Raw genomic sequence first — 24,093 nt, forward strand, 5'->3', positions numbered from 1 at the left:
GGGAAATTCCTTGACGCAAAATAGAATCATTCTACCCTATTCTTTTTATGAAAAGGAAACAATTTTTAGCGTCCACGTCTCTCCTCGCAATATTCGTACTATTACTAACCAACTGTAAACCCAAATCAGATTCAGATGAAGAGACCTTACTCTTGTTAGCTGCTGCAGCTTCTAGAATTTGTGCCAATTCTTCTTTTACAGGAACAACCGTTGTCAACTCAACTGCCACTTTGGATACCAATACAGATTGTATCACTGGTATGACATCATCTATGTCCGCTGACCTACCTGCTTGGATCCGAAATAATTTTAAATGTGCAGTTGGTTCTGTCTCTGGCAGTAATTATGTATTCCGTGCCCAAAATATTCCGAATAACAAAAGTTACTACTTTGGTTCTAACTCTCCTATGTATGAAACATTAGCTGCTGGTAAAACTCCAGCTGGCACTAACCAAATTTCATCGCAGTGTTTGGTTTATTCCATCCCGAGTAACCCAGCGGAGAAATCTGGATCTAAAACAGGGACCCAAAGTGGTTATGTATCGGTTGGGATCACTGTCAATGGTCTTGCGATTTTTAATAATGCTGCGGCCCCAGGGGATGTATTAGCATCAGAAGTATCCACCTTTGACAAGTTCAATGGCCACCCACAAAACACCGGTGTGTACCACCACCACTCGCAACCGTTAAACGTCTCGAATGACAATGCTAATTTGATTGGAATACTTTTGGATGGATTTCCTGTTTATGGATTGCTCTGTGATCGAAATACTGTTGCCCCAGGTGATGATGCTGCTCCAGGAACTGGAACACCTGCTCTAGATTCCAACCATGGACATACAGCAGCGACGGTTTTATTCCCTAGTGGAATTTACCATTACCATTATGCGTATGATTCCACTGCGACTACCAATACTCTTATCGGTTCTTTTTTCCACGGGACACCAGGAACGATTTCCAACTAAAACTCGTTTGGTTCGAATCCTTTTCCCTGTATTTTGTTTTAGCCTCCTCCTTTGTTTGTCTTGTGCCAAACAAAGGGTGGAATTGGGCAACCAAAACTTATCTAAAGACCAAAACCATTTTCTACTCTATCATGGGGAACGATTTACAGGGATTTTGATCGCAGAAAATCCCATCCTGAAAGAAACCTATGAAACTGAATTTTACAAAGGAGCACCTCATGGTAGTTATACGGTCACATCGTATGATGGAATGGTATTAGAATCTCGTTTTGTGAGGTATGGGCAAAAACATGGGAAACATACACTCTATTATCCCAATGGAAAACTTAGACAAATTTCTGAATATGATAATGGAATCCCCATCGGGGAACACATCGAATACTTCGACAACGGGGAGATTTCTTCCTACCAAACCTTTTTTCCTTCGGGCAAACCCAAGGTAGCAAAAAAATGGAACAAACGTGGGCAAATTTATTTAAACCATGTGTTTTTAGAATCGGGTGAAAGTTTTGGCCGACCAGGCAGTAAACTCTGCGAACCGATTCCAGACAATGGTTTCAATCAAACAAAATCTGATAATTTGAATCCAACCACCAAACAAACACCATTTGAGAATCGTTAAGGCAAACTATGTTTCCAATCATCCAAACTTCGGTATTCAATTTGTTTTTCCCATTCACAAAAAAACGAACACTCCTTTACTTCCTTGGAATTGTGATTGTCTTTATATCTTGCCAACAGGAAAATTCGATTCCAAAAACCAATGTATTACCTTATTTTTCGGGAAAAGATTTTGATCCAGTCTGGCCGAAAGATCTAAAAAAAATCTCTGGTTTAAAACAAATCCCAGAATCTTTAAAACTCACAAACCATTTAGGAAACAGCATTTCACTCAGAGAGAATTCATCAAATATTAGTTTGGTGGTCTTCTTTTATGCGACTTGCAGGGGGATCTGCCCTCTCATCACAAAAAATATGATCCAAATCCAACCTGATTTGGCAGAATTTCCCAAGTTAGAAATCCATTCCATCTCTATTAATCCAAAAGAAGATACACCAAACGTTCTAACAAACTATCGTAAACTTTATAAAATCCAAAATCCCAATTGGTCTTTTTATACAGGTGAGGTGGAAATGATTGAGTCATTTGCGAAAGATACATGTGGAGCGGAAGTGGAAGGCTTTTCATTATTAAAAAACAAATATGAATTTGTTCATACGGAAAATATCTTTTTGTTTGATGAGAATCGTTATTTACGAGGGATTTATAGGGCCAAAGGAACTGGCGATATACAGAGGTTAGTCTCTGACCTTAGGATCCTTACCAAAAAATAGGTTTGGCTTTGTTTCCTAAGGAAAATCAGAGAATTGGAAAAGGTTAAGAGATGGATCTTAGTTTTTGATTTTGTATCCAGTGCGAAAAATAAGCCATGTCACAAACAAACAAAGTGACAAAAATACCAAAATCATTGTGATACTGACAGACAAAGCAACATCCGCTCGTTCAAAAAAGCTGTATCGAAACCCACTCACTAAATAAAGTACTGGATTGAACATACTAATTTTCTGCCAAAAACTTGGTAACATTTGGATGGAATAAAAACTACCACCTAGGAAAACAAGAGGTGTGATCACAAGCATAGGGATCATTTGTAATTTTTCAAAACTATCCGCCCAAATCCCAATCACAAATCCAAACAAACTAAAACTAATACATGTTAAGACAAGGAAAAATACCATTAAAAACGGGTGGTCGATCCGAATGGGAACAAAAAAAGATGCAGTGATTAACATCAAAATCCCAAGCATCAAAGATTTAGTAGCAGCAGCTCCCACATACCCAATCACAACTTCCCACATGGTCACAGGGGCCGAGAGAATTTCGTAAATGGTTCCATTGAATTTAGGAAAATAAATTCCAAAAGATGCATTGGAGATACTTTCTGTTAGTAGTGACAACATCACAAGTCCAGGAACTATAAAACTTCCATAGTGGATTCCATCGATTTCTTGTATACGAGATCCAATCGCAGAACCAAAAACAATGAAATACAATGATGTAGAAAGTACAGGAGAAGCAATACTTTGTAAAAGGGTACGAAATGTACGAGCCATTTCAAACCGGTAAATCGATTGGATTGCATAAAAATTCATACGGACTCCTGTAATAATTGAACAAAAATTTCTTCTAAACTACTTTGTTTTGTACTCAAATCACTGAATTGGATTTTTTCTTTTTTAAGATCATCAAGTAGTTTTGTGATCACACTACTATCATCAGAACGATCGTAGGTAAAAACAAAGGAAGTATTGTTATCACCTAGTTCTAATTTATATTTTGATAAAGACTTAGGAATTGTTTTAATTGATTTTTTCAATTCAATTCGCAATTGTTTGGTTCCCAATTGTTTCATGAGTTTGTCTTTGTTTTCGGTAAGGAAAATATCTCCTTTTCGAATTACAGAGATTCGATCCGCAATGGATTCCGCTTCTTCAATGTAATGTGTGGTTAAGATGATGGTAACACCTTTATTACGAAGAGACTCCACAATTTTCCACATATCTTTTCTGAGTTCTACGTCGACACCAGCACTTGGCTCATCCAAAAACAAAATTCTTGGCTCGTGTGACAATGCTTTGGCGATTAACACCCTACGTTTCATTCCACCAGACAATGTCATGATCCGTTGGTCTTTTTTGTCCCAGAGGGAAAGAGATTTTAAGACTTCTTCAATATAACTTGGATTTGTTGGTTTTCCATACAAACCTCTTGTAAAACTAACACTCGCCCAAACTGTTTCAAATGCATGGACACTGAGCTCTTGAGGTACAAGTCCTATGAGGGATCTTGTTTTTTTGAAATCATGAATGATGTCATATCCATCCACTTTCACCTCACCAGAACTAGGAGAGACAATCCCACAAATTAAATTGATAAGAGTTGTTTTCCCGGCGCCATTCGGTCCAAGAAGGGCGTGGATTTCCCCTTCTTTCACTTCCCAATTCACTTGGTTTAAGGCTTGGAATCCATTTTCATAGGACTTAGATACTTGTTTTACAGTTAGAATTGGTTTCAAACGGTTTCATCCTTCCAGCCAATGTCTGAGAGGAAGTCGTCATAACCACCATCGTAGACAAAAACTCGGTCATCATCGAATACAATTAGTTTTGTTGCCACAGCACGCAAGTGCATTTCGTTGTGGGTAACCATAATGACAGAACCATCGAAGTTATCAATCGCCTCGATGAGTGAGTCGCAGGACTGCATATCCAAGTGGTTTGTCGGTTCGTCTAAGTAAAGTAAGTGGCAAGGTGTGACTAAAATTTTACCGAGTAAAACCCTACTTTTTTCTCCCCCCGAAAGGACTTTGATTTTTTTTAAAGCAAGGTCTTCCGAAAACATCAGTCCACCTGCAATATTACGCGCTTTTCCTTCGGAACAATTAGGATCGGCGCTCATGATTTCCTGAACCACAGTATTTGCTTCTGTCATGTTCAGTTTGTTTGTTTGTCCAAAATATCCTTCTTTTAGGATAGGGTGTTTCTTCACCTCACCTGAAACGGGACTTAATTCTCCGGCGATGAGTTTGAGTAAGGTAGATTTTCCTTTTCCGTTTTTACCGATGATACAAATCCGATCTTCTGGTCCGACACTGATGGAAAAATTTTCAAATAAAAAGGGAGACTTTCCATCATACGAAAAAGAAACGTCTTCTATGCTTAACATCTGATTGGCGGAGAATGGGGCACTGTTAAAATACAATTCCATATCTTCAATCGTATCAAGTGCTTTCATTTCACCCTGTTTTTCTAATTTTTTAACACGGGATTGAGTCCGGCTTGCAAAACTTGCTTTCGCTTTGAACTTTGCGATAAACATTTCTTCTTGTTTTCGTTTTTTCGCTTCGTTTAATCTCGTTTTTTCGTAAATTTCTTCCGCTTGGTTGATTTGGGTGTATAACTTTTCTGTATCACCTTGTACTTTGATGGCTTTGGTACGATGGATGGCAACAGTGTGTGTCACAACACTGTCCATAAAACTTCTATCGTGAGTGATGAGGATGATTTCCCCTTCCCATTCACGAAGGAACTCCTCTAACCAACGTATGGTGACAATATCCAAATAGTTGTTTGGCTCATCTAAAATGAGCATGTCAGGGGCAGACACAAGGAGTTTTGCCAAGTTCATTCGGATTTGGTAACCACCAGAAAATTCATTGGGGCTTCGTTCCATATCCCCTTCTGAAAATCCAAGTCCAAATAAAATCCGCTCTACTTTCCAAGTTTCGTATTCATCCCCTTCCGGTAATCCAAGAGCACATTCTTCAAGCACCGTAGGTTTTGTAAAAACCAAGTGTTGTTCCAAATGGCCAATGCGGTAACCTTTTGGGATGGTGATATTACCAGAGTCAGGTTCTGTTTTTCCTAAAATGATTTGAACGAGTGTTGATTTCCCGTGACCGTTACGGCCTACAAGGCCCACTCTTTCACCACGGTTGACACTGAATTGTAAGTCATCGAATAAAACTTTGCCGTTGAATTGTTTGTTTAAGCCAGATATTTTGATCATAAAATTTCCGAAGGGAAAGTCGAGATACAACCAAGATGCAAATAGGTTCCGAAAGGACGAGTAGAAAGAATTGGAACTAAGTGAGTTTTTGACGGAATTCTAATGAAAATTTTGACATAATTTGCAAAGAGATGAAGTGCATTGATTATGAACTTTTTTTCGACCCCTACGAAACCGAAACTGTACTGTGCGAACTTTTCTTTTTTATGTTTTAGGAGGCCTTTGTTTATTTTGGGGGAGTCGTACACATTCCAATGGTAATTTACAAGTCGCTTTTGGTGCTGAAGAAAACTATTTACTTGTTCGTTCCCTTGATGCAAGTGTGATCCATTTTGGAACGGCAGAAGAAAAAGTAGAATATAGAGACATCATTGACGAATACTTAAAATTCAAAAGTTTACATATCCAAGGAAAATATGGAGATGCTTACTTAGCCGTACGTTCCACACAATTCAAACTCATCCAACTCTATGATAAAATCCTTACAAAAAACATAACGTTAGTTCGTAGCGAACTCGAGTTACTCGGTAGAAAATCAAGGGACAAAGAAAAAACTCAAACCAAAGCATTTTTGCGATTAGCACTACGAGATGTGAGTGAAGCTGAACAAAAATTAGTGATGGCGAGAAATATGCGTCCTTACTTGTATCTTTTGAAACTAAGAGAAATGTTATTTGCACTTAAAATTTTAAAACATGCAGGGAAATTCGTGATTTTTCTCAATTTGTTACATGATGGCCAATTCATGGATTCTATCGAGTTTTATAATTTTGATTCGATTGAATCGGAACTCATCCGTGGTTTCGGTAAAAATTCAAAACTACTCGCAATGCATTATGACAATGCATTTTTACCTTTTGGTGAAGAGAGTATTTACGAAGACAAAATGACAAACTTTAAAATTCAAACCATCAACCAAAACGAAACCCTCAAATAAAAGTTTCACATTGAGATTTGAGAAATCATTTGACTTTGATTATATTAATCCATTAAGAAGTTTTTAATTGGATCAAATCGCGACCACGATTGGCTTTTTCTTTCGCTTCTTCGATTGATTTTCCGAGAGCCAAACTAACGCCCATTCGTCGCTTCCCTTCGACTTCCGGTTTCCCAAATATTCGAATGTCAACACCTGGAGTCGATAAAGCTTCCTTTAATCCTACATAAACAGGAGATTTTGTATTCCCTTCCAGTAAGATAGCAGAACTTGCGGCAGGTGTTTGGAAAATAAGTTCGGGGATCGGTAGTCCAAGTAAAGCACGGACATGCAATGAAAACTCAGATACATTTTGAGAGATAAGAGTCACAAGTCCCGTATCATGTGGCCTTGGAGATACTTCGCTAAAGTACACTTCGTCCCCTTTCACAAATAGTTCCACACCAAAAATACCAAACCCGCCAAGTCCTGTTGTCACTTTTTCTGCGATTTGTTTTGCTTTCTCCAATGCAGTTTCTGACATCGGTTGTGGCATCCAAGATTCCACATAATCTCCGTTCACTTGTCTATGCCCAATAGGTGGTAAAAAACTAGTACCACCAATGTGGCGGATGGTAAGCAGGGTGATTTCAAAATCAAAAGGGATGAACTCTTCAATGATCATCTTTCCTTTACCTGTGCGCCCACCTGTTTGTCCGTATTCCCAAGCATTCTTGGTATCGGCTTCCGATTTGACTAAACTTTGTCCTTTTCCAGAAGAACTCATAATGGGTTTCACCACACAAGGAAAACCAATGGTTTGGACTGCTTTTATAAAATCTTCTTCTGTATCGGCAAAAAGGAATTTGGAAGTTTTAAGACCCAATTCTTTTGCCACAAAGTTACGAATTCCTTCGCGGTTCATGGTGAGGTTCACCGCTTTCGCACTGGGTATGATTTTAAACCCATCTTGTTCTAAAGTTACAAGAGTCTCTGTATGGATGGCTTCAATTTCAGGAACGACAAAATCAGGCTTTAACTCGCGTATGGTGGCTTCTAGTTCTTTTGGATCGAGCATGTTGATGACACGGGATTCTTGTGCCACAAGCATGGCAGGCGCATTGGGATATCTGTCCACTGCGATGACATGAACACCCAATCGGTTTGCTTCAATTGCTACCTCTTTTCCTAATTCTCCCGACCCTAAAAGCAGGAGTTTTGTCGCATGTTTTGTAAAAGGTGTTCCTATCATATTCGCAAAGATGGAGACACCACAATGTACGACAAGAAAGAATCCTTACATCAGATATCGTTTCCCCAATTTGTCTCGTTGGTAAATATTGGCACCCATTCGAATGAGTAAGTCAGACAATTCACCTAATCCATCAAAACTATTGGCAATATGTAAGGCAGTCACTCCATTTGGGTCCGCTGCATTGGGATTAGCACCTGCATACAATAAAATTTCCACTGCTTCGATATTTCCAGTTTCTGTTGCCTTATGAAGTGGAAACAAACCCATGTTATCTGGAGCATTTGGATTTAAACCCAACGCTAATAACCTTTTTAAAAAATAAAGATCTGATGTTTCTGAAACGGCGATACCCAAAAGTAAAGCGGACTCAGTTAAACAATTTTTTTTAAGTTCCTCATCTGATAACAAAAGATCAAAACTATCTTTGTCATTACGTGTGATCGCGGAACACAAACTGCGAAGTCTAATATTAGATTTAGATTTCAGAGCGAAATCGATAATGTTTTGTATCATGAGACCATCCTATCATTTTTCATCTGAGTTCTGCTTGTAAAAATGAGACATTTTTTCATATTCTGCAAACCAATCTTTTGGAATACTACCCGAATTTCGTTTAAAATCATGGTTAAAATGAGACTGATCGGTGTACTCAAAAATTTGAGCAAGGTCCGTCAGACGTAATTCTGGATTATTTGTTTGGTAATGTTCTGGATTGCGTACAAGAGTCAAAAGACGGTGCACTGAACGGTATTCGGAAGGATTAAGACCAACAACTTCTTGGAATTTTCGTTCCAATTGTTTACGTGAGATACCAAGTTTTTGTGCCAAAGGATTGATGGTTGTTTTTGGGTTCGTGAGGGCAAACAAAGCAAATCGTAAGTATGCTGGAATTTCAGATGGTGATCCCTCGAACGAATTTAAATAATACGTAAGGACATCTGTCAACTTACCTTCTTCTAAATGAGTATGCCAAAAAAGCTCTTCCAAACTTTCGTTCATCGGAATTTCCACAAACCGATTTTTAATTTCCAGACCGTTTTTTGAAAACAAAGCAAACATTCCTGCAACATAAAACCGAATAGAAACTAAGTTGAGCTTGGATTTGGAGAAAACCCTCCACCTCCTAGTTTGTGGTCCAACTAGATGGGACTTTGGTAAAAAAAATTTTTCTCCTGATTCCGTTTCTACTTCTGGTGGATCTCCTAAATGAAATACCATCTCACACTCGTAAGATGGTATAATCCAAGGTAATTCATTAGCATTTACCTCCCGCCAAATCCAAAATTCTTTTACATATGATTCAAATTGGGTAGGAGGTTTTATAAATAAGATGTCCACAGATTGTTTTCTTATATCCTAAGCGGTTTCCATTTTTTTATTTCCATCGACTCATCCGAAGAGCATTGAATACTACAGAGATCGAACTAAACGCCATAGCCGCTCCACTCACCCATGGCGCAAGTAGCCCTGAAGCGGCAATGGGAATTCCAAGTAAGTTGTATCCAAGCGCCCATCCAAAATTTTGTCTGATGTTTAGCACTGTATCTTTCCCGATTCGGATAAGGTCGACAATCCTTTGGATCTCACCATTGACAAGTACCACATCGGCAGTACTTATAGCAATATCAGATCCACCACCCATCGCAATCCCTACATCGGCGGATGCAAGGGCAGGTGCATCGTTAATCCCATCACCCACCATCGCAGAATGACTACTCTCACCTTTGAGTTGTTTGATGATCTTTGATTTTTCCTCAGGTTGTAAACTCGAATATACAGAACTAATACCCACTAGTTTTGCGACTTTGTTGGCAACAACCGAATTATCTCCTGTGAGTAAAATTGGTTCAACACCAATATTTTTTAGTTCTTGGATCGCATTTTTAGAAGTCTCTCGGATTTGGTCTTCAATCCGGAAAACAATCATCCCTTCTAGGTTCCCACGTATTCCAACAAATACTAAACTCACACCTTCTAGTATCCAACCTTCAACACTACTTCTAATTGTTTCAGGGACATTAAATCCATTCTCTTCAACAAACGATTGTTTACCGGCAATGTAAAAATTCCCGTCAAGTTCTGTTTGGATTCCACCACCTGGAGAAGTAATCGTTTTGACCATCCCAACACTACTTGAGTGATAATGATTTTCTTTTCCAAACGACAGGATAGCTTTGGCCAAAGGGTGATCGGAAGTTTCTTCCATTGCCAATACATGACCAAACACAATGGCTCTTTTTTCATCTGAGATACCAGTCGCCAGAACATCAGTTACTTTCGGTTTCCCTTCTGTCAATGTCCCTGTTTTGTCAAAGAAAACCATATTGATTTTTGAAACAGATTCTAAGGCTTCTGCACTGCGAAAGAGTACCCCTCGTTTTGCTGCCCTACCCGTGCCCACAAGGAGAGAGATAGGTGTGGCAAGGCCAAGCGCACATGGACACGCAATCACAAGGATCGCGATACTTGTTTCGATGGCAGCATTCAACTCACCCGGTGCTAACAAAAAATACCATACGAGAAAATCCAAAACACTAATGGCTATCACAACGGGCACAAAGTAAGCTGAAATTTGGTCAGCGATCCTTTGGATTGGAGCTTTGGTTCCTAGAGATTCTTCAACAGATTTGATAATATGAGATAAGGTTGTATCATTTCCCACTTTCATCGCTTTTACGATGAGAGATCCATTCCCATTCACTGTTCCACCGAGAATTTTATCACCGATCTTTTTTTCAACGGGCATACTTTCACCAGTTAACATAGATTCATCGGCGAAACTTTCTCCTTCGGTGACAATTCCATCCATTGGAAATCGTTCTAAGGCTTTTACGAGAACCAAATCTCCTTGTTTTAGGTATTCATTGGGAACTTCTGTCCATATCCCATTTGATTGTACGGTCGCAGTTTCAGGACGAAGTGTAAGCAGGGCTTTGATACCATCACTACTTTTCCCTTTTGCCATATGTTCAATCCACTTCCCACCTAAGATGAAGGTAATGAGAACTGCTGATGTTTCAAAATACAAATCCTTACCAAAGATACTGTATCCATAAGCCGCTGTTGTTCCAATTACCACAAGTACATCCATATTGGCAGTTCCATTGCGAAGGGCTCGGTAAGCCGATTGGTAAAATGGAAATCCGATTATAAACTGAACAGGTGTTGCAAGGATCATCTGAACCCATCGGTCCATCAGAATATGTGGCATGGGTAGGAAGGATAAAAATTGGAAATGTGTCACCATTCCATAAAACAAAGGGAGAGAAAACAATGCAGAAAGGATAAATCGAATTTTTAATACTCGAATGTGATCTTTCTGTTTTTTTTCGGTTTCTGATTGTTTGTTAGGATCATGTTCAGTGGCACTATAACCAAGAGACTCAACTGTATTTAATAAGGAATCAACTGTCACAGATTCATCAGATCTTAAAAACACAGACTCCCTTGCAAAATTGACTCGGACATCTGAAACACCAGCTAATTTGGAAAGACCCTTCTCTATCCGAAGGGCACAATTGGCACATGTCATTCCAAAAAGATCTAACGTGCGTTCCGTTAGTTTATTTGACGTTTCCAAGGGTATATCCATCCTCACTCAAACGGTTTTTGAGTGCTTCCAACTCTTCTTCCGTTAAAGTTTCGTTCACACTCACCATTTCTGCATCAACATCGGCTATCGCTTGTTTGCCATTCTCTGCAAAAATTTTTTCCACTGTTTTTTTGCAATGTGTACAAGTCATTCCTTCGATTTCATAATTAACCATGATGATGCTCCTTTTTTTCTTCTTTCATCTCACCTAACGGTAATTTGTATTTTACTTCTGCGCCTTTTTGTCCTTTCCAAACTGGTTTCAAAAGTAAATCTCCAGTTTCTAAGGATGCTCCTTTCGGCAATTCACAATAAAAATGATCTGGATGGCCAGAACACTTCAACCTGACTTCTTTGCCAGCATTCACAATGGTAGCACTGACATTGGAATTTTTGGAAGTAGGATTTTCAAAATTGATATCCAAAAGATACACCTTAAATCCTTGGTCTTTGTAAGCCAACACTTCCGTATGAAATGCTCCCGGCATTCGGATCACTCCTCCATTCGGTCCTGGTTTGTGTTCCCCATGCGCCAGTATTGGCTGGATGCTTAGCAATACCGAAAAAACTAGGATTCCTATTGAATTTTTCATTGTTTTCTATTAACTCCTTTGTTAATCTTAAATCCAGTCTAAACCTTCCAATCATTGGAAGGTCAATAGGCGATTTCTTTTTTTTACCTTTTTTTATGTTTTTTTTTAAAAATTTTTGGAGGCAAAGATTTGAATATTGGAGAACTTTCGAAGTCTTCTGGAGTCAATGCAAAGCTCATTCGTCATTATGAAAGTATTGGCCTCATTCCAGAAACCAGGAGAAATGAAAATGGTTATCGGATGTATTCGGAAGACGATGTTCACTTTGTACGATTTATCAAACGATCAAGGGAGCTTGGATTTTCTCTAGAGGACATTAAAAGTTTGATAGGACTTTGGAAAAATAAATCGAGGAGTAGCAAACAAGTAAAACAACTCGCCGAAAAACACCTAGAGGAACTCAATTTAAAATTAAAACAAATCAAAGATATGGCAGATACTTTAAAACATTTGGTTCACAATTGTCATGGAGACCATAGACCAGATTGTCCGATTCTTAAAAAACTTGAAACGGAAACGTAACTAAGTTATTCCAACATCTTTTTGATTTTGTCTGCCACCAATCGGTTTGCTTTTTCATTATAATGAATGTCTTCTTTTTGCAACAATTGTTTTTCTGTCCGAAAAACAGAGCGTAAATCAATGAACTTTAAATTATATTCTTTTGTGATCGATTGTAATTCCAAAACAAATTCTGAATCACCTTCTAACCAGTGTTTCTCCATTGGAAATCCAATTCGTTCATAGATTTGATAACGAGCTGGATCAAATTCTACATCAAGTGGGATATAAACAATTGTAAGTTTTTTTTGGTTTTTGGAGACTTCTTCATACAATTGATCAAACACACGTTTCCATCGGAGATAGTTTTGAATGGAAACTGATTTTACATCCAATGATTGTTTAAAGTAGTTTGGACTAATGGAAAATAAGGTAAGAAAAGTTAAGAAGTTTTCATTCCCAACTTCTACTTCGTCCTTTTTAGATTTTGGAAAGTGTTTGTTATATTCTATATTCGCATACTTTTGAATTTCTTCTTCCATTCGCAATTGGACAGAATCAAAGTATTTTTTTTTAAGATCCAACCTAGTATACTCTGGAAGAATATAAGAGAGTAAACGAACGTACCATTTTTGTTTGTCAACAAAATGAATATAGTCAGGCGTATCTCCTATTTCATAGATATCATTCCCATACACAACTAGATACACCTGATCAAATGGAATTTCACCTTTGATTTTTTGGAAGATAGCAATTTCGTTATCAATGGTAAAACCTGGCATACTCACATTGGTCCACTGACAAATTGTTTCCCTGTTTAAAATTTCAGAGAATGTATCCTGCCAAAAAATTCCGGAACCAAAAGTTTGTGAATCACCTAATAACAAAAAATGGCATGAGGCATTTTCTTTTAAACTGGATTCTCGGATTCCAAATTTCCCTATTTTACCAGGTTCTGGTTCACCACTGCGAAAAAAAGGGATGGTCTGATTTGGCGGGTAATGGAAATAACCATAAGGAAGTTTGTACTGGAAATAATTTTGATCCAACCACCTTAATACAAATGAAATACCAAATAAAATAAATACGACAATGCTTACTTTTTGGAAAACACTCCAATTTGAATTGAATCTTACTTTTTTCATTGATGTTGTTTGGAATGAATCCAAACTATGATAGTTTATATAAGACATGATCCAATCAAAAAAAGCAATAGGTTTCTTTTATGGAGTTGGTTTTTTAACCTTCTCCTTTCTTTTGTTTAAAACAATCAATGTCGTATCATTTTCTGATTTTGCCTTATTCGAATGGCAACTCAAACAAATCATCCAAGGTTCTTTAGAACTTCCTTATCAGTTTTTAAAATCAGACCCAAGTTTAGAGTTTTATCCCCTCCCTAATGTTTTTTTTCATCTATCTGGCACAAAAATTACTTCTACTTTTCCAAATTTATATCCAATCTTATTTTCCCCAATTTATGTCCTTCTAGGAAAGATTGGAATTCAGATCACACAATTTGTTCTTTTTTTCCTTTCCATTTGGATGTTTTACCAAATCAAACGAGACCATTTATCAACCGTATTACTTTTGTTTGGTTCCTCAATTCCAATTTACATTGGTTTAGTGCATGATACGATTCTAATATTTTTCTTGGAAATCTGTATATTCTATTGTCTTCATAAAAAACTCATTCCTTTGGCATCAGTTTTGAGTGTGAGTTTGGTATGGATACGACCAGAAGTTGTATTTGTATTTTGTTTATTCCCTTTTTATTTCGAGTGGAAACAAATTTGGAAACAATTTTTCCTATGGTCTGCATTGTTTGGTATTTCTTTTGTATGTGTGAATTATATTTCTTTTGGTACCGTTTTCCCACTTAGGTTAGTGAAAAATTCTACCGTTGTTTGGAAACCAGAAGTGATTTTGTATTTGTTTCGTTTATTACTGGAACAAATTCCCATTTTTACATTATTTATATTATTGTGTTTGCTCAGGTCGTTTGAGAAAAGAGTTTCGGTCCATTCTTTACTATTGTTGTTCATCACATGTTTAATATTGATATTATCGCCTAACACAGGCGGCCATAATACTCCAAGGTATCTATATTTTTTAGTTCCATTCTATTTGTTTTCCATCCAATTGATACTGAAAGAAAATTACATTTCAGAAAAACTTTGGACCTTTGTCTTATCGATGATCATATTGTTTTCCCTTTACCAATTCAATTCCCAAATGAAAGAACTCATTAAAATTTCCAAGTTCCAATCCAATACACTATTAGCTTTGTCTAAAATCCCAAATGATACACTAGTATTCAATAATTCAGATTTTTCTTTTGTTGCACTCCCTCTCTTGGAACAAAACAAAAACTTGGTTTTACTCCGTAAAAATCCCGACAAGTCACAATTAAGCAGTTTTTTATCCAAGAACCAAATCCATTCCTTTGTTTTCGTTGAATTACCTCCTTCTACCATCCCAATTCCGAATCCATTAATCATTCCCAATTGTAAATCAAATTGCCAATACAATGGTATCAAAACAGATCCACTACCAAATGCAATGTTACCGATCGTCACCACAAGTTACAGTCGTTCGAATGACTCGGAAACAAATTTCTGACTTGATTTATCAAAAGAGACTGAATACAATTTAAGCGGTAAAAATATGACTCAATCCAATCAATGCCCAAGCTGCGGAAGCACCAATATTTATCGAGAATCAGCATCTATTTATCGGTGCTCCGATTGTTTCGACAAACTGCCGTCAGCTGCTATATACAACACACCACCACCAAAAGTTTACGGTACAAAACAAAATTCGGATTCATTTTCACTGACAAAATATAAATATATACTCATTGCAGTCGTCGTTGGATGGATGGCTTTTGGTAGTATTATTACCGCTTTATTTCAATCCAATCTACTCAATGTTTCAAACATACAAGAAGAGGAGAACCAGTCCGTTGCCATCGATCCAAACTTAAACGTTGTCGAAATTTACCCTGAAGGTGAGTTTTATTACGTAAATGGATTCCCTGATAGCATAGGGAATACTTATTTCGTTGGAACATTTACAAATAGAAGTGGATCATCCTTACTCATGCCAAAATTCACTGTCACCTTGCTAAGTGAAGATGGAACTTCATTAGGTTCGAGCGAAGGATATGGAGAAAAAAATATAATCGCAAATGATGAAACAGTAAGTTTTGAAGTTTTATGGTCGGCAATTCCTAAATATGACCATTATGAAATTACCGCTTCTGCAACAACTTACCAAGGAGATTTATCACGTCCTAATTTTAGTTTAAATTCTATCCAACTTAAAAAAATCAAAAACAAAGGTACTATCCTCTCAGGAAAAATCATAAACGAAGGTACAACCATAGCTAATTTTACAAGAATCAAATGTCTCATCATCGGTGCAGAAAATAAGGTGATCGACTATGCTACTTTTGTTTTAGAAAAGGAAGATTTTTTGCCAAAGGAAACACAGCCCTTCTCCTTTGAATTTTATCGTACGAGAGAGTTTCCATCATTGTATTATTGTGAAACCGATGGGATTAATAAAGAATCAAGTGCAAACTAATTCCATTGTTTGTGCAAAACCTGATAAAAATTTTCTATCGATTTATCTAAATTGTGTGAGCGCCAGTACGGATTGTTCTCTAGAGAAATTTGTACATGTTTGACAACACTTCTGATAAAACTTGTTCGATCAATCTTTGATCCTTTTTCAAGTTTTTCAAAACTAGTTTGCCTTGCAGATAGTTCCTTTTTCAAAGCTGAAGAGATCACAAATACGGCATCCTCCGTTGTTAGGCGATGCTCCATCACCAATAACTCAGCAGCTTCTTTGATTAATTTCAGTTGGCGATCACTAACAGACATAGGAAGATCTATTTCATAGAAAAGAATCCTAAAAAACAAGACAGAATTTCAAATTTGATATGAAAAATTCTTTCAAAAATATCTATACGAATCAAAAAGAGAAAACATTGGCTGTTGTGATTAAAATCAAAAACGAAGACATTTCCTTCGATGGATTGAGTGGATTTCGAGATAGGATTATGTCTACGATCCAAAACAGCAAAGAAGACGTTCAACTTGATTTCACGGAGATCACAATGTCTTTAGATAGTGCTACCATCGGCGAATTAATGAAATACCATGCAGCACTTGAATCACAAAACCTTCAGTTAAAAATCTCAGGAGTCAACAAACTGATCCGAACGGTTTTTCGTTTGAACAAACTTGACACAATCCTCCACTTAATAGATTAAATTCAGTACCTATACGCATTAAATCCAATCCCTTAGTTTCATTATGAAACTTCCTTTGTTTCAAGAATTCCATTCTATACGTCCCATTCTTGTATGAAGCAAAGTTTATGGATTGGAATATTGGCTGTTTTACTTATTTTCGGTTGTGCCAAAAAAGACCATGAATCTGATCTAATGAAACAAACCAATTTAATTTGGTTCGTTTTTTAATGGTAAAACAATTTGGAATGTTACTTTTGTTTTAAGAGTTCCATTCCAATCCAAATGGTTTTTTACATTGAAGATTGAAATTTTTCCATCATGTTTTTTGATACAATGATCAACATCACGTAACCCTAACCCAAAATCCAATGTCCCATACGGTTCAAAAATATGTTTCGGCAATCGATAAAAAGGCGAAAAAATCAAATTTTCATCTTGGATTGGAATTCCTTTTGTGCCATCAAAATTCTGTGAAGGTTCCTTATCGAACGCAAATATAAACGTTCCATTCTCTATTTTTATGATGACTGAGATTATAGATTACGTTACAGAGAATTGGCAAATCTTTATGATAATCTTTTTGATCCACTGATTATTACTTGGCCTTCTGATTGAAACTAAATAATGAGAACAGTTTAATTTGAGTTCACTGAAAATAATTTCATTAACACTATTAACAATTGGAAATGTGATTCCAATATAAGGTTCAAGAGTTTTTAATGATCCCTAACAAGCGATAAATGGCAATCCTTTTCAATTTATCTATTATTTCATCCTCCTTAGTAGAAATGCAAAAACTAATTTTAAGAAAAATTCAAGAATTCCTAAGTTTTTTCCTTCTAAAGTACTTTAAGATTTCTGAATACAGTAACAAAACCAGTGTTCCGTGGAAGGCAAATCCGTATACATGAAACGGGAGAGGAGCAAAATAATAAATGGAACTAAGTTCAGTATAAAAAAACAAATAACATAAGAGAATCGAAAATCCAATTCCTATCCAAATGATCCGATTCGAAAATAAATCCATCTGAAATACAGATTCAATCCTAGACCTTTTACTCAAAACATTTGCAATTTGTACAGTGATCGTTGGGAAAAAGAAAGCTGTTAACGATTGTAAGTATTCTGGACTTGCCTTTGTCATATTCAGACCTTCAGGAGAACTTGGCATCACTCCACCACATTCAGTGTATACAAAGTAAAAGTAAGTACTGAGACAGGCGGCAAATAAAATCATGCCTTCTTTAAAGTAAGATCTAAGTATAAAACCTAATGAAATCAATTTCTCATCTCGGTTCCTTGGTTTTCGATTCATAATCCCTTTTTCAGGAGGTTCGGAACCTAGACCCATGGCAGGGATTAAATCTGTTCCAACATCAACAGCAAGGACTCCCATCACAGTCATAAGCAAAGGAAATCCAGGGATCATAGCCCAAAGTAAAAAAGGAATTAATTCCTGTGGATTTGAATTTAAAACATAAGATGAAAATTTTCGTATATTATCGAAAACTCCCCTACCTTCCTCAATCGCTGAGACAATGGTTGCAAAATCATCATCTACTATGATCATTCTTGCTGCTTCCTTTGCGACCTCAGTGCCTCTTTTCCCCATCGCAATTCCAATATCAGCCTTTTTTAAGGCTGGTCCATCATTAACACCATCGCCTGTGACTGCTACAATTTCACCTAACTCCTGCAATATTGTTACGATTCGCAATTTTTGTGAGGGAGAAACTCTCGCAAAAATTGGTTCCCCTTTTCTTACCCATTCTCGTAAACTAACATCATTCATTTGGTCAAGTTGAACACCAGTAATGACAATTGGTTTTTCTCCACCAATGCCTATACTCATACCAACTGATTCTGCAGTAAGAGGGTGATCTCCAGTGATCATAAGGATACGAATCCCTGCCGTGTGGCATTTTTTAATAGCATCTGGAACTTTAGGCCGGATAGGATCAGCTAAACAACAATGTCCCAAATAAATCATCCCTGATTCTACATCAGTTTGAGTCAATTGACCCAAGGTTTCCGATTGATTTGGATATAGTTTATAAGAGAATGATAAAATTCGATTTCCAAGACTTGCTGAGCTATCGGAAGCAATTTTTAATTCATGCCTCTTTTTCTCATCCAATGGAACAACAGAACCATTTTCATAGACATGCGTACAAATTGTTAGTATTTCTGCCGGGCCACCTTTTGCAAAGGCCGTTGTAAAATTTTCTTTTTCTACAATCACACTCATCCTTTTGCGAATGGAATCGAAGCCATTAGTAAGGATTCTTTTCCCTGTTGTATTACGAATTCTCCCTGATGCAAGATACAATAATGCAAGTTCCGTTGGATCCCCTAGTGGTTGTGGTTCGAGTGATGCATTATTGCAATAATAACCACACTCTAATAATAATTGGCTTCCTTCCAGGTTCGTGATTTCATCAGGAGAAAGTTTTTTAGAATCAAAAAATAATTCAACTACTCGCATTTGATTTTGTGTAAGAGTACCTGTTTTATCAGAGCATATAACAGTCGTACAACCTAATGTCTCAACACTTGACAAATCTTTTAATATTGCATTTCGTTTTGCCATTCTAGACACACCTAATGCGAGTGACAAAGTCACTGTGGGTAACAAACCCTCAGGAACGTTAGCAACAAATATCCCTATAAAAAACAAGAATGCTTGTACAAAACTGAGCCCAGCCACCCAATACCCGAGGATTAAAAAAATCACTCCGACACTAAATGCAAATAAAGAAATTGAAATGACTGTTTGTTTTAATTGTATTTGTAAAGGACTCTCAACTCGTTGGATTTTGGAAGTGAGTCCAGCAATTTGTCCAATTTCAGTTGTCTGGCCTGTTCCAAACACAACCGCTTTTGTTTTGCCCTTGATTAGGGAACTTCCTGCAAAAAGAATGTTGGGCATTTCCAACCATAAAAACTTTCCTTCTAAAACAATTTCGTTCTCTGATTTATACCGTCTTGCTGATGTTGACTCACCAGTTAAAGAAGAATTATCAACTTCTACATCTTCGGATTCAATAATTCGGCAATCTGCTGGAACGATATCACCTTCTGATAATACAATTAAATCGCCAGGTACAATTTCATCCGCTGGTACAGTAACAATGCTCCCATCTCGAATCACAGGGCATTCGTTGGCGAGTAACTTTCGTAATGCTTCTACTGCATGATCGGATTTGGATTCTTGAAAAAATGAAAAAATTCCGTTAATCAAAACAACGATAAAAATTGCCACACCTAACTCTGGCATATCTACCCCAGGGACAAAACAGAGTCCGGTTGCTACCCATAACAAAATTGCGAATAGATTAAAAAAACTTTTTAAAAATTTCCAAATCATTGGGACCGATTTTTCTTTTTCGATTAAATTTTTTCCAAATGTTTGCAACCTAACCTTTGCTTCTTGCCCGGTTAGCCCTTTTTTCAAATCTGTTTGTAATTCGAAGGCTATTTGTGATTGATTTAAGTTTTTATAACTCGGCTTCATATTGATTTCGCCGCGTTGAACAATACTTAATACTTCTACTTCCTTCTCGCAGACCATCAGTTCATCAAAAATTTGAGGTAAAAGTGAAGATAGCCCATGTAACAAACGCAAATGAAGAGAAGGTTGGTTTTCAGGAATCATCTGAAACAAAACCAATCGAATGGTTTGTCCACCAATCAAAATTCCGTTTGGGAGAAGGAACAAAAATAGTTCAGGTGTCTTAATTTTTTTTGATCGAAAATGAGGGATAAGAATACTTTTCCCTATGGATTCAAATGTTTGGTTTGGAATAGAATGAAATCGAAATTGTATCTCTTCTCGAAACTCTAGTTCACCGATTTTGTTAATTAACGAACTGTATACATCATCCCAATTTTTTGCGTCATGCAGAATTTGAATGGAACCTACGTTTAGGTATTCAAGAAGCATATAATTAGATTAGTCTATAAATATATCTTTCGATGCTTTTGGGTAACGTTGTTGGATTCCATCCCACCAAACATCTGTACTAAATGCAGCAGATTCCGAAATTTGCCATTTGCCATTTACCTTTTTATACAATGCTTCAACATGACAACAGTCATAAGGTATATCTTCGGGAAGTTCGATATCTTTCCCATCTTTTCTCTTGGCCGTTCCCCGAAACCAAGCATAATCTCCAGCGACTTTAAAATGTTCGACAACAAAAATGAATTCCTGCTTGAATTCATTGGACATTCTTGCACGTAATAGATCGAGTAGATAAGTTCTTTCCACTTCATTTGTTTTAGATTTTGTTTTATAATTCTGAATTGTCTGTTGGGAAGTCAGACTTACGGTTATAAATATCGAAATAAAAATATAAATAAATTTACTGCTCAAGTTTGTATTCCTCTTATCTAACTTTTACTTTTTGAATCATTTTAAAGAATATAGAAGGTAAAAAAGTTTGCAAAAACAAACCAAATTTTTCTTTAATCCCTGCTATGACAACTTCACGTTGTTTGTTGGCTACAGCATGTAGGATCCGATGTGCACAGAGTTGAACAGGTAAACCAGACTCAATCACAGAATCCATTTTCCCTGTAGATGATCCATCACCCATCAATGCATTTTTAGAAATGTTCGTTTGTATAAATCCTGGATATACCATTGTCACAAAAATTCCTGACTTCTCTTCTTCAGCACGCAATACATGAAAGAAACCAACTAATGCAAATTTCGATGCAGAGTAAGCAGATCGTAATGGACTTCCAATTTTACCGGCAACACTCGAAATCACAGCAAAATGCACTGGTTTTTTACCTAGTATTTCAGGTAACATCGATCGTGTTAATTCCGCTGCTCCATAAAAATTGGTATTCATAATTTTTTCCATGGTCGCCAAACTCGTTTCTTTTGTAAGAGATCTTTGGCTAATGCCTCCATTGTGGATGACAACTTTTGGAATTCCGTATTTTTTCAAGGATCGTTTGGCAAAATCGGAAACTAGTTTATAGTTTTCTAAATCTAGTTTTTCAACTGCATATCTGCCTTTTTCCAATCCAAGTTCTTTTGCGATTTGTTCTAAATCTTTTGTTTTACGCGAAGCAAGTAAGATTTTTGCTTTCTGGGCATATGCTTGTTTTACCAATTCTTTCCCAATTCCGGAAGAGGCACCGGTGATCCAAACCCATTCATCTTGGTAAAACTCATTCATAAAATCCCCTTGTTTACAAAAAAAGAAACTAGAGAAAATTCTAAGGATCAAGGATTTTCCACAACTTGTTTTTGTGATCAGAAAAAGGTGGTTTTAGAATGAAAAAAGAGAAGGAACATATTGGCCTGGCTCTTAAAAGAGAACAGACCAATTTCTTTGTATGAATTTATTGGATTTGGAAAATTGGGCACTCAATTCGATAAGGACTTTTTTTCGAATCATTCGATAAATAAAATCCTTCATGCACCAAACGGTATTCGCCGTTTTGAATTGATTCTTCTGTTTCCCAAATCAGATCCATCTTTCCAAGTCCTTTGCTAAAGTAACCTGGGCTTTGGTATGCGAATTTCGTGTCATAGTCAGCATCCGAGCGAACTTTGGTCCATCCAGACTCTTCCTTTTTTTCAACCCATAAGTAGGAAGAGACTTTTGGATACCCCACATTGGGACTTGCTGCATTCACTTGGCACACAACTTGGTTTCCTTTTTTATACAATCCAACATTTGGCTTTAATACTTGTTTGGGTTCATTAGAAACGATTTCTGATTCAGGGAGTTTCAACGGATGAAGTCTGTCCGATAAATCCAAAGGCATTTTTTCTGGTTTGGTTGATTTTGAAAATTCGATACCTTGTACGAGATCTGTTGCCATTGCAAAAAATTCTTGTCTCAAAGCATTCAAACTTTGTTGTCCATGAAGTGTATGTCCACCTTCATAATTCTGAGTTGAGTATTCTTCCGGAGTAGTGATGTAACCTGAAAAATCATTCGTTAAACCCGAAAGGACAATGTCTGAAATTTTATCTTTAAATACTGACTTCACTTCCTTTTTTAATCTACGACTGGACATAGTTGTTACTTCATGTGGTAAAACTAAAATAGACAAATCACCAACTAACACGAGTCCATATGGCAATGTTTGGGGTAAACTAGGAATTGGTTTTGTTTCCCCCATAGGAAATAATACTGCTTTTGGTTTTTGGCATTCTCTCAATTGTTCAGAAGGAGACTGCAACATAAACTTTGCGATCCAATCGATATAAAATCTTCGATTATTCTCTGTCATTCCTTCATGAAATAACCAATGCCCTCCTCCTTCTTCTGTTGATCCGGCTGCAAAAGCATAACCATAAGCAGAGGGGCACGTATATTCTGTTTTGCCTGTGCCAGAAAATTCGCTCCTAACCGGGTGTTGACTCATATCAATGAATCGATGTGAAAAACTAAGTCCACCCTTCAAAGATTTCCCTTTTGTAGTTAAAATCTCTTGGCTTGCAATAAACTGGCGCTTACCGATAATAAAACTACTATCATAAATATCTTTGCCTGGGCCGGTATTGTTCAAATTTAAATTTGGGGAAACATCACCTTCATTGGCTTGTGCAAAAATAGCAACAAAACCTTTGTCACCATTTTGTTCGGCTAATTTTTCAGATAAAATGGAAGCAATCCCTTTATTATCAGATGATATCAATCGATTATCAAAGGTTATGTTGGTAGGATGAACACCATACCAATTCACAAATCCAATTGGTTTCCCTTCAACAAATACATTAAGTTGCACCATCTCTTTATCAATATTATCAGAATATAATTTTCTTTCTGATTCTGGATTTGCCAAATATGCCGACAAACTTCGATTCACTCCGGCATCTTTTACAATCGTTTTACCAATTTTCAAATCTGCCGGTTTTCTTTTTTTATAAGCATCCTTTATTGCTTCAACAATGCCATCACGTAACACATTATAAGAGTCTTTATAAAATTGAGTGGAATAAAAAGATACTTCTGAATAATGGAAATGTCCCGCAGGACCACTGTGTGTATGAGATGCATTTAACAAAACATTGCCTAGGTGAAAATTTGGATCAACTTCAGTTTGTAGTTTCGATACAACCTCTCTTTGGATTTCAAATGGAATCCCTCCTACTTCCGCAGTGACATAGGCTAATAATTTTTGGCTAGCTCGATCTTCTATAACCAATGCTCGTGCGAATTGTCTTGTTTGGATTCCAATACCAGTTTGGTCTTCCCTTGCATAACCCCAAAACATAACACCGATTGGTGGACCCGTAATGTCCTTTTTGGACATCCCGGCAGAGAACTCCCTAGTCTCATCAGCGAACAAAGGGAGAGTGAAAAAAAGTGAAAGAGAAAGTAAGATCCGAATTTTCATCCTACTCGTTTTACCATCGATCTTCGAAACTGTCAATCCCGAACAATTGTCGACTATTTCGGAGATGGGATT

24 protein-coding genes are annotated in these 24,093 nt (G+C 37.0%); 8 read left to right on the forward strand and 16 right to left on the reverse strand.

Annotated elements, in window-relative coordinates; genetic code table 11:
* The first annotated feature begins 47 nt into the window (after positions 1-47).
* Genes EHQ43_RS09530 through EHQ43_RS09540 form a run of 3 tightly spaced genes read left to right on the forward strand, consistent with a single transcriptional unit; the run spans position 48 to position 2,300 of the window.
* Entirely contained in the window at positions 48-965 is a 918-nt protein-coding gene (locus EHQ43_RS09530) for a YHYH protein (RefSeq protein WP_135771006.1), read from the forward strand.
* Positions 966-972: 7 nt separating this feature from the next.
* The gene (locus EHQ43_RS09535) at positions 973-1,587 is read left to right on the forward strand and encodes a toxin-antitoxin system YwqK family antitoxin (RefSeq protein ID WP_135771008.1); all 615 of its coding nucleotides are present in this window, start codon (positions 973-975) and stop codon (positions 1,585-1,587) included.
* Between the two features lie 8 nt (positions 1,588-1,595).
* Positions 1,596-2,300, forward strand: a complete 705-nt coding sequence (locus tag EHQ43_RS09540) for an SCO family protein (protein ID WP_135771010.1) — start codon at positions 1,596-1,598, stop codon at positions 2,298-2,300.
* 57 nt (positions 2,301-2,357) lie between these two features.
* Here EHQ43_RS09540 and EHQ43_RS09545 read toward each other — a convergent pair whose 3' ends face one another.
* Genes EHQ43_RS09545 through EHQ43_RS09555 form a run of 3 tightly spaced genes read right to left on the reverse strand, consistent with a single transcriptional unit; the run spans position 2,358 to position 5,535 of the window.
* Positions 2,358-3,119 carry an ABC transporter permease gene (locus tag EHQ43_RS09545; protein WP_135740569.1) on the reverse strand — a complete coding sequence of 254 codons (762 nt, stop codon included), beginning with the start codon at positions 3,117-3,119 and terminating at the stop codon, positions 2,358-2,360.
* Positions 3,116-4,042, reverse strand: coding sequence for an ABC transporter ATP-binding protein (locus EHQ43_RS09550; protein ID WP_135771012.1), 927 nt, complete (start codon positions 4,040-4,042; stop codon positions 3,116-3,118). The genes EHQ43_RS09545 and EHQ43_RS09550 overlap by 4 nt, the downstream gene beginning before the upstream one ends.
* A complete protein-coding gene (locus EHQ43_RS09555) occupies positions 4,039-5,535 on the reverse strand; it encodes an ABC-F family ATP-binding cassette domain-containing protein (RefSeq protein ID WP_135771014.1) in 1,497 nt (498 codons plus the stop codon). The genes EHQ43_RS09550 and EHQ43_RS09555 overlap by 4 nt, the downstream gene beginning before the upstream one ends.
* A 187-nt stretch (positions 5,536-5,722) precedes the next feature.
* Between EHQ43_RS09555 and EHQ43_RS09560 the strand changes: the two genes are divergently transcribed.
* On the forward strand, positions 5,723-6,472 hold the full coding sequence (locus EHQ43_RS09560; protein WP_135753169.1) for an adhesin OmpL37 family surface protein: 750 nt from the start codon (positions 5,723-5,725) through the stop codon (positions 6,470-6,472).
* Positions 6,473-6,524: 52 nt separating this feature from the next.
* Here EHQ43_RS09560 and purT read toward each other — a convergent pair whose 3' ends face one another.
* From purT to EHQ43_RS09590, 6 genes are read right to left on the reverse strand one after another with little or no spacing between them, the layout of a single operon-like run.
* The gene (gene purT, locus EHQ43_RS09565) at positions 6,525-7,703 is read right to left on the reverse strand and encodes a formate-dependent phosphoribosylglycinamide formyltransferase (protein WP_135771016.1); all 1,179 of its coding nucleotides are present in this window, start codon (positions 7,701-7,703) and stop codon (positions 6,525-6,527) included.
* Between the two features lie 45 nt (positions 7,704-7,748).
* Positions 7,749-8,219, reverse strand: a complete 471-nt coding sequence (locus EHQ43_RS09570; protein WP_135740564.1) for an ankyrin repeat domain-containing protein — start codon at positions 8,217-8,219, stop codon at positions 7,749-7,751.
* Between the two features lie 12 nt (positions 8,220-8,231).
* On the reverse strand, positions 8,232-9,044 hold the full coding sequence (locus tag EHQ43_RS09575) for a helix-turn-helix domain-containing protein (protein WP_135771018.1): 813 nt from the start codon (positions 9,042-9,044) through the stop codon (positions 8,232-8,234).
* A gap of 37 nt (positions 9,045-9,081) precedes the next feature.
* Complete coding sequence (locus EHQ43_RS09580) at positions 9,082-11,286, reverse strand: heavy metal translocating P-type ATPase (protein ID WP_135771020.1); 2,205 nt, start codon at positions 11,284-11,286, stop codon at positions 9,082-9,084.
* Complete coding sequence (locus tag EHQ43_RS09585; protein WP_135753173.1) at positions 11,270-11,473, reverse strand: heavy-metal-associated domain-containing protein; 204 nt, start codon at positions 11,471-11,473, stop codon at positions 11,270-11,272. The genes EHQ43_RS09580 and EHQ43_RS09585 overlap by 17 nt, the downstream gene beginning before the upstream one ends.
* Positions 11,466-11,891 (reverse strand): hypothetical protein, encoded by a 426-nt coding sequence (locus EHQ43_RS09590; protein ID WP_135771022.1) that lies wholly within the window; start codon positions 11,889-11,891, stop codon positions 11,466-11,468. Before EHQ43_RS09590 ends, EHQ43_RS09585 begins: the two co-directional genes overlap by 8 nt.
* Positions 11,892-12,020: 129 nt before the next feature.
* On the opposite strand from EHQ43_RS09590, the gene cueR reads away from it, so the two are divergent.
* Entirely contained in the window at positions 12,021-12,413 is a 393-nt protein-coding gene (cueR, locus tag EHQ43_RS09595; protein ID WP_135771024.1) for a Cu(I)-responsive transcriptional regulator, read from the forward strand.
* A gap of 5 nt (positions 12,414-12,418) precedes the next feature.
* Here cueR and EHQ43_RS09600 read toward each other — a convergent pair whose 3' ends face one another.
* Positions 12,419-13,585, reverse strand: a complete 1,167-nt coding sequence (locus EHQ43_RS09600) for an SGNH/GDSL hydrolase family protein (protein WP_244242735.1) — start codon at positions 13,583-13,585, stop codon at positions 12,419-12,421.
* Here EHQ43_RS09600 and EHQ43_RS09605 point away from each other — a divergent pair.
* Positions 13,584-15,011, forward strand: a complete 1,428-nt coding sequence (locus tag EHQ43_RS09605; protein ID WP_135771026.1) for an LA_3751/LA_3752 family putative glycosyltransferase — start codon at positions 13,584-13,586, stop codon at positions 15,009-15,011. The two genes, EHQ43_RS09600 and EHQ43_RS09605, sit on opposite strands and share 2 nt — an antisense overlap.
* A 45-nt stretch (positions 15,012-15,056) precedes the next feature.
* Positions 15,057-15,977 (forward strand): eL43 family ribosomal protein, encoded by a 921-nt coding sequence (locus EHQ43_RS09610; protein WP_135771028.1) that lies wholly within the window; start codon positions 15,057-15,059, stop codon positions 15,975-15,977.
* On the opposite strand, the gene EHQ43_RS09615 is transcribed toward EHQ43_RS09610, so the two are convergent.
* Complete coding sequence (locus tag EHQ43_RS09615; RefSeq protein WP_135771030.1) at positions 15,974-16,279, reverse strand: hypothetical protein; 306 nt, start codon at positions 16,277-16,279, stop codon at positions 15,974-15,976. The two genes, EHQ43_RS09610 and EHQ43_RS09615, sit on opposite strands and share 4 nt — an antisense overlap.
* 59 nt (positions 16,280-16,338) lie before the next feature.
* Here EHQ43_RS09615 and EHQ43_RS09620 point away from each other — a divergent pair, with 59 nt between their 5' ends.
* Entirely contained in the window at positions 16,339-16,671 is a 333-nt protein-coding gene (locus EHQ43_RS09620; RefSeq protein WP_135740555.1) for an STAS domain-containing protein, read from the forward strand.
* 189 nt (positions 16,672-16,860) lie between these two features.
* On the opposite strand, the gene EHQ43_RS09625 is transcribed toward EHQ43_RS09620, so the two are convergent.
* The 5 genes from EHQ43_RS09625 to EHQ43_RS09645 all read right to left on the reverse strand — a co-directional run bounded on the left by EHQ43_RS09625 (position 16,861) and on the right by EHQ43_RS09645 (position 24,021).
* Positions 16,861-17,079, reverse strand: a complete 219-nt coding sequence (locus EHQ43_RS09625) for a histidine kinase (protein WP_135771032.1) — start codon at positions 17,077-17,079, stop codon at positions 16,861-16,863.
* 388 nt (positions 17,080-17,467) lie between these two features.
* Positions 17,468-20,596, reverse strand: a complete 3,129-nt coding sequence (locus tag EHQ43_RS09630) for an HAD-IC family P-type ATPase (protein ID WP_135753181.1) — start codon at positions 20,594-20,596, stop codon at positions 17,468-17,470.
* Positions 20,597-20,605: 9 nt separating this feature from the next.
* Positions 20,606-21,013 (reverse strand): hypothetical protein, encoded by a 408-nt coding sequence (locus tag EHQ43_RS09635; protein WP_425269624.1) that lies wholly within the window; start codon positions 21,011-21,013, stop codon positions 20,606-20,608.
* Between the two features lie 28 nt (positions 21,014-21,041).
* Positions 21,042-21,845, reverse strand: a complete 804-nt coding sequence (locus EHQ43_RS09640; protein ID WP_135740551.1) for an SDR family NAD(P)-dependent oxidoreductase — start codon at positions 21,843-21,845, stop codon at positions 21,042-21,044.
* A gap of 166 nt (positions 21,846-22,011) precedes the next feature.
* Entirely contained in the window at positions 22,012-24,021 is a 2,010-nt protein-coding gene (locus EHQ43_RS09645; protein WP_135740550.1) for a neutral/alkaline non-lysosomal ceramidase N-terminal domain-containing protein, read from the reverse strand.
* Between the last annotated feature and the right edge of the window lie 72 nt (positions 24,022-24,093).

It is taken from the genome of Leptospira bouyouniensis (assembly GCF_004769525.1).
GTDB classification, from domain to species: Bacteria; Spirochaetota; Leptospiria; order Leptospirales; family Leptospiraceae; genus Leptospira_A; species Leptospira_A bouyouniensis.

Excerpts from the sequence above, each read along its gene's own strand:
- purT (WP_135771016.1), bottom strand. The coding sequence starts at position 7,703 with ATGATAGGAACACCTTTTACAAAACATGCGACAAAACTCCTGCTTTTA.
- EHQ43_RS09555 (WP_135771014.1), bottom strand. The coding sequence starts at position 5,535 with ATGATCAAAATATCTGGCTTAAACAAACAATTCAACGGCAAAGTTTTA.
- EHQ43_RS09630 (WP_135753181.1), bottom strand. The coding sequence starts at position 20,596 with ATGCTTCTTGAATACCTAAACGTAGGTTCCATTCAAATTCTGCATGAC.
- EHQ43_RS09620 (WP_135740555.1), top strand. The coding sequence starts at position 16,339 with ATGAAAAATTCTTTCAAAAATATCTATACGAATCAAAAAGAGAAAACA.
- EHQ43_RS09605 (WP_135771026.1), top strand. The coding sequence starts at position 13,584 with ATGATCCAATCAAAAAAAGCAATAGGTTTCTTTTATGGAGTTGGTTTT.
- EHQ43_RS09570 (WP_135740564.1), bottom strand. The coding sequence starts at position 8,219 with ATGATACAAAACATTATCGATTTCGCTCTGAAATCTAAATCTAATATT.
- EHQ43_RS09640 (WP_135740551.1), bottom strand. The coding sequence starts at position 21,845 with ATGAATGAGTTTTACCAAGATGAATGGGTTTGGATCACCGGTGCCTCT.
- EHQ43_RS09590 (WP_135771022.1), bottom strand. The coding sequence starts at position 11,891 with ATGAAAAATTCAATAGGAATCCTAGTTTTTTCGGTATTGCTAAGCATC.
- EHQ43_RS09645 (WP_135740550.1), bottom strand. The coding sequence starts at position 24,021 with ATGAAAATTCGGATCTTACTTTCTCTTTCACTTTTTTTCACTCTCCCT.
- EHQ43_RS09600 (WP_244242735.1), bottom strand. The coding sequence starts at position 13,585 with ATGTCTTATATAAACTATCATAGTTTGGATTCATTCCAAACAACATCA.
- EHQ43_RS09585 (WP_135753173.1), bottom strand. The coding sequence starts at position 11,473 with ATGGTTAATTATGAAATCGAAGGAATGACTTGTACACATTGCAAAAAA.
- EHQ43_RS09615 (WP_135771030.1), bottom strand. The coding sequence starts at position 16,279 with ATGTCTGTTAGTGATCGCCAACTGAAATTAATCAAAGAAGCTGCTGAG.
- EHQ43_RS09530 (WP_135771006.1), top strand. The coding sequence starts at position 48 with ATGAAAAGGAAACAATTTTTAGCGTCCACGTCTCTCCTCGCAATATTC.
- EHQ43_RS09540 (WP_135771010.1), top strand. The coding sequence starts at position 1,596 with ATGTTTCCAATCATCCAAACTTCGGTATTCAATTTGTTTTTCCCATTC.
- EHQ43_RS09610 (WP_135771028.1), top strand. The coding sequence starts at position 15,057 with ATGACTCAATCCAATCAATGCCCAAGCTGCGGAAGCACCAATATTTAT.
- EHQ43_RS09545 (WP_135740569.1), bottom strand. The coding sequence starts at position 3,119 with ATGAATTTTTATGCAATCCAATCGATTTACCGGTTTGAAATGGCTCGT.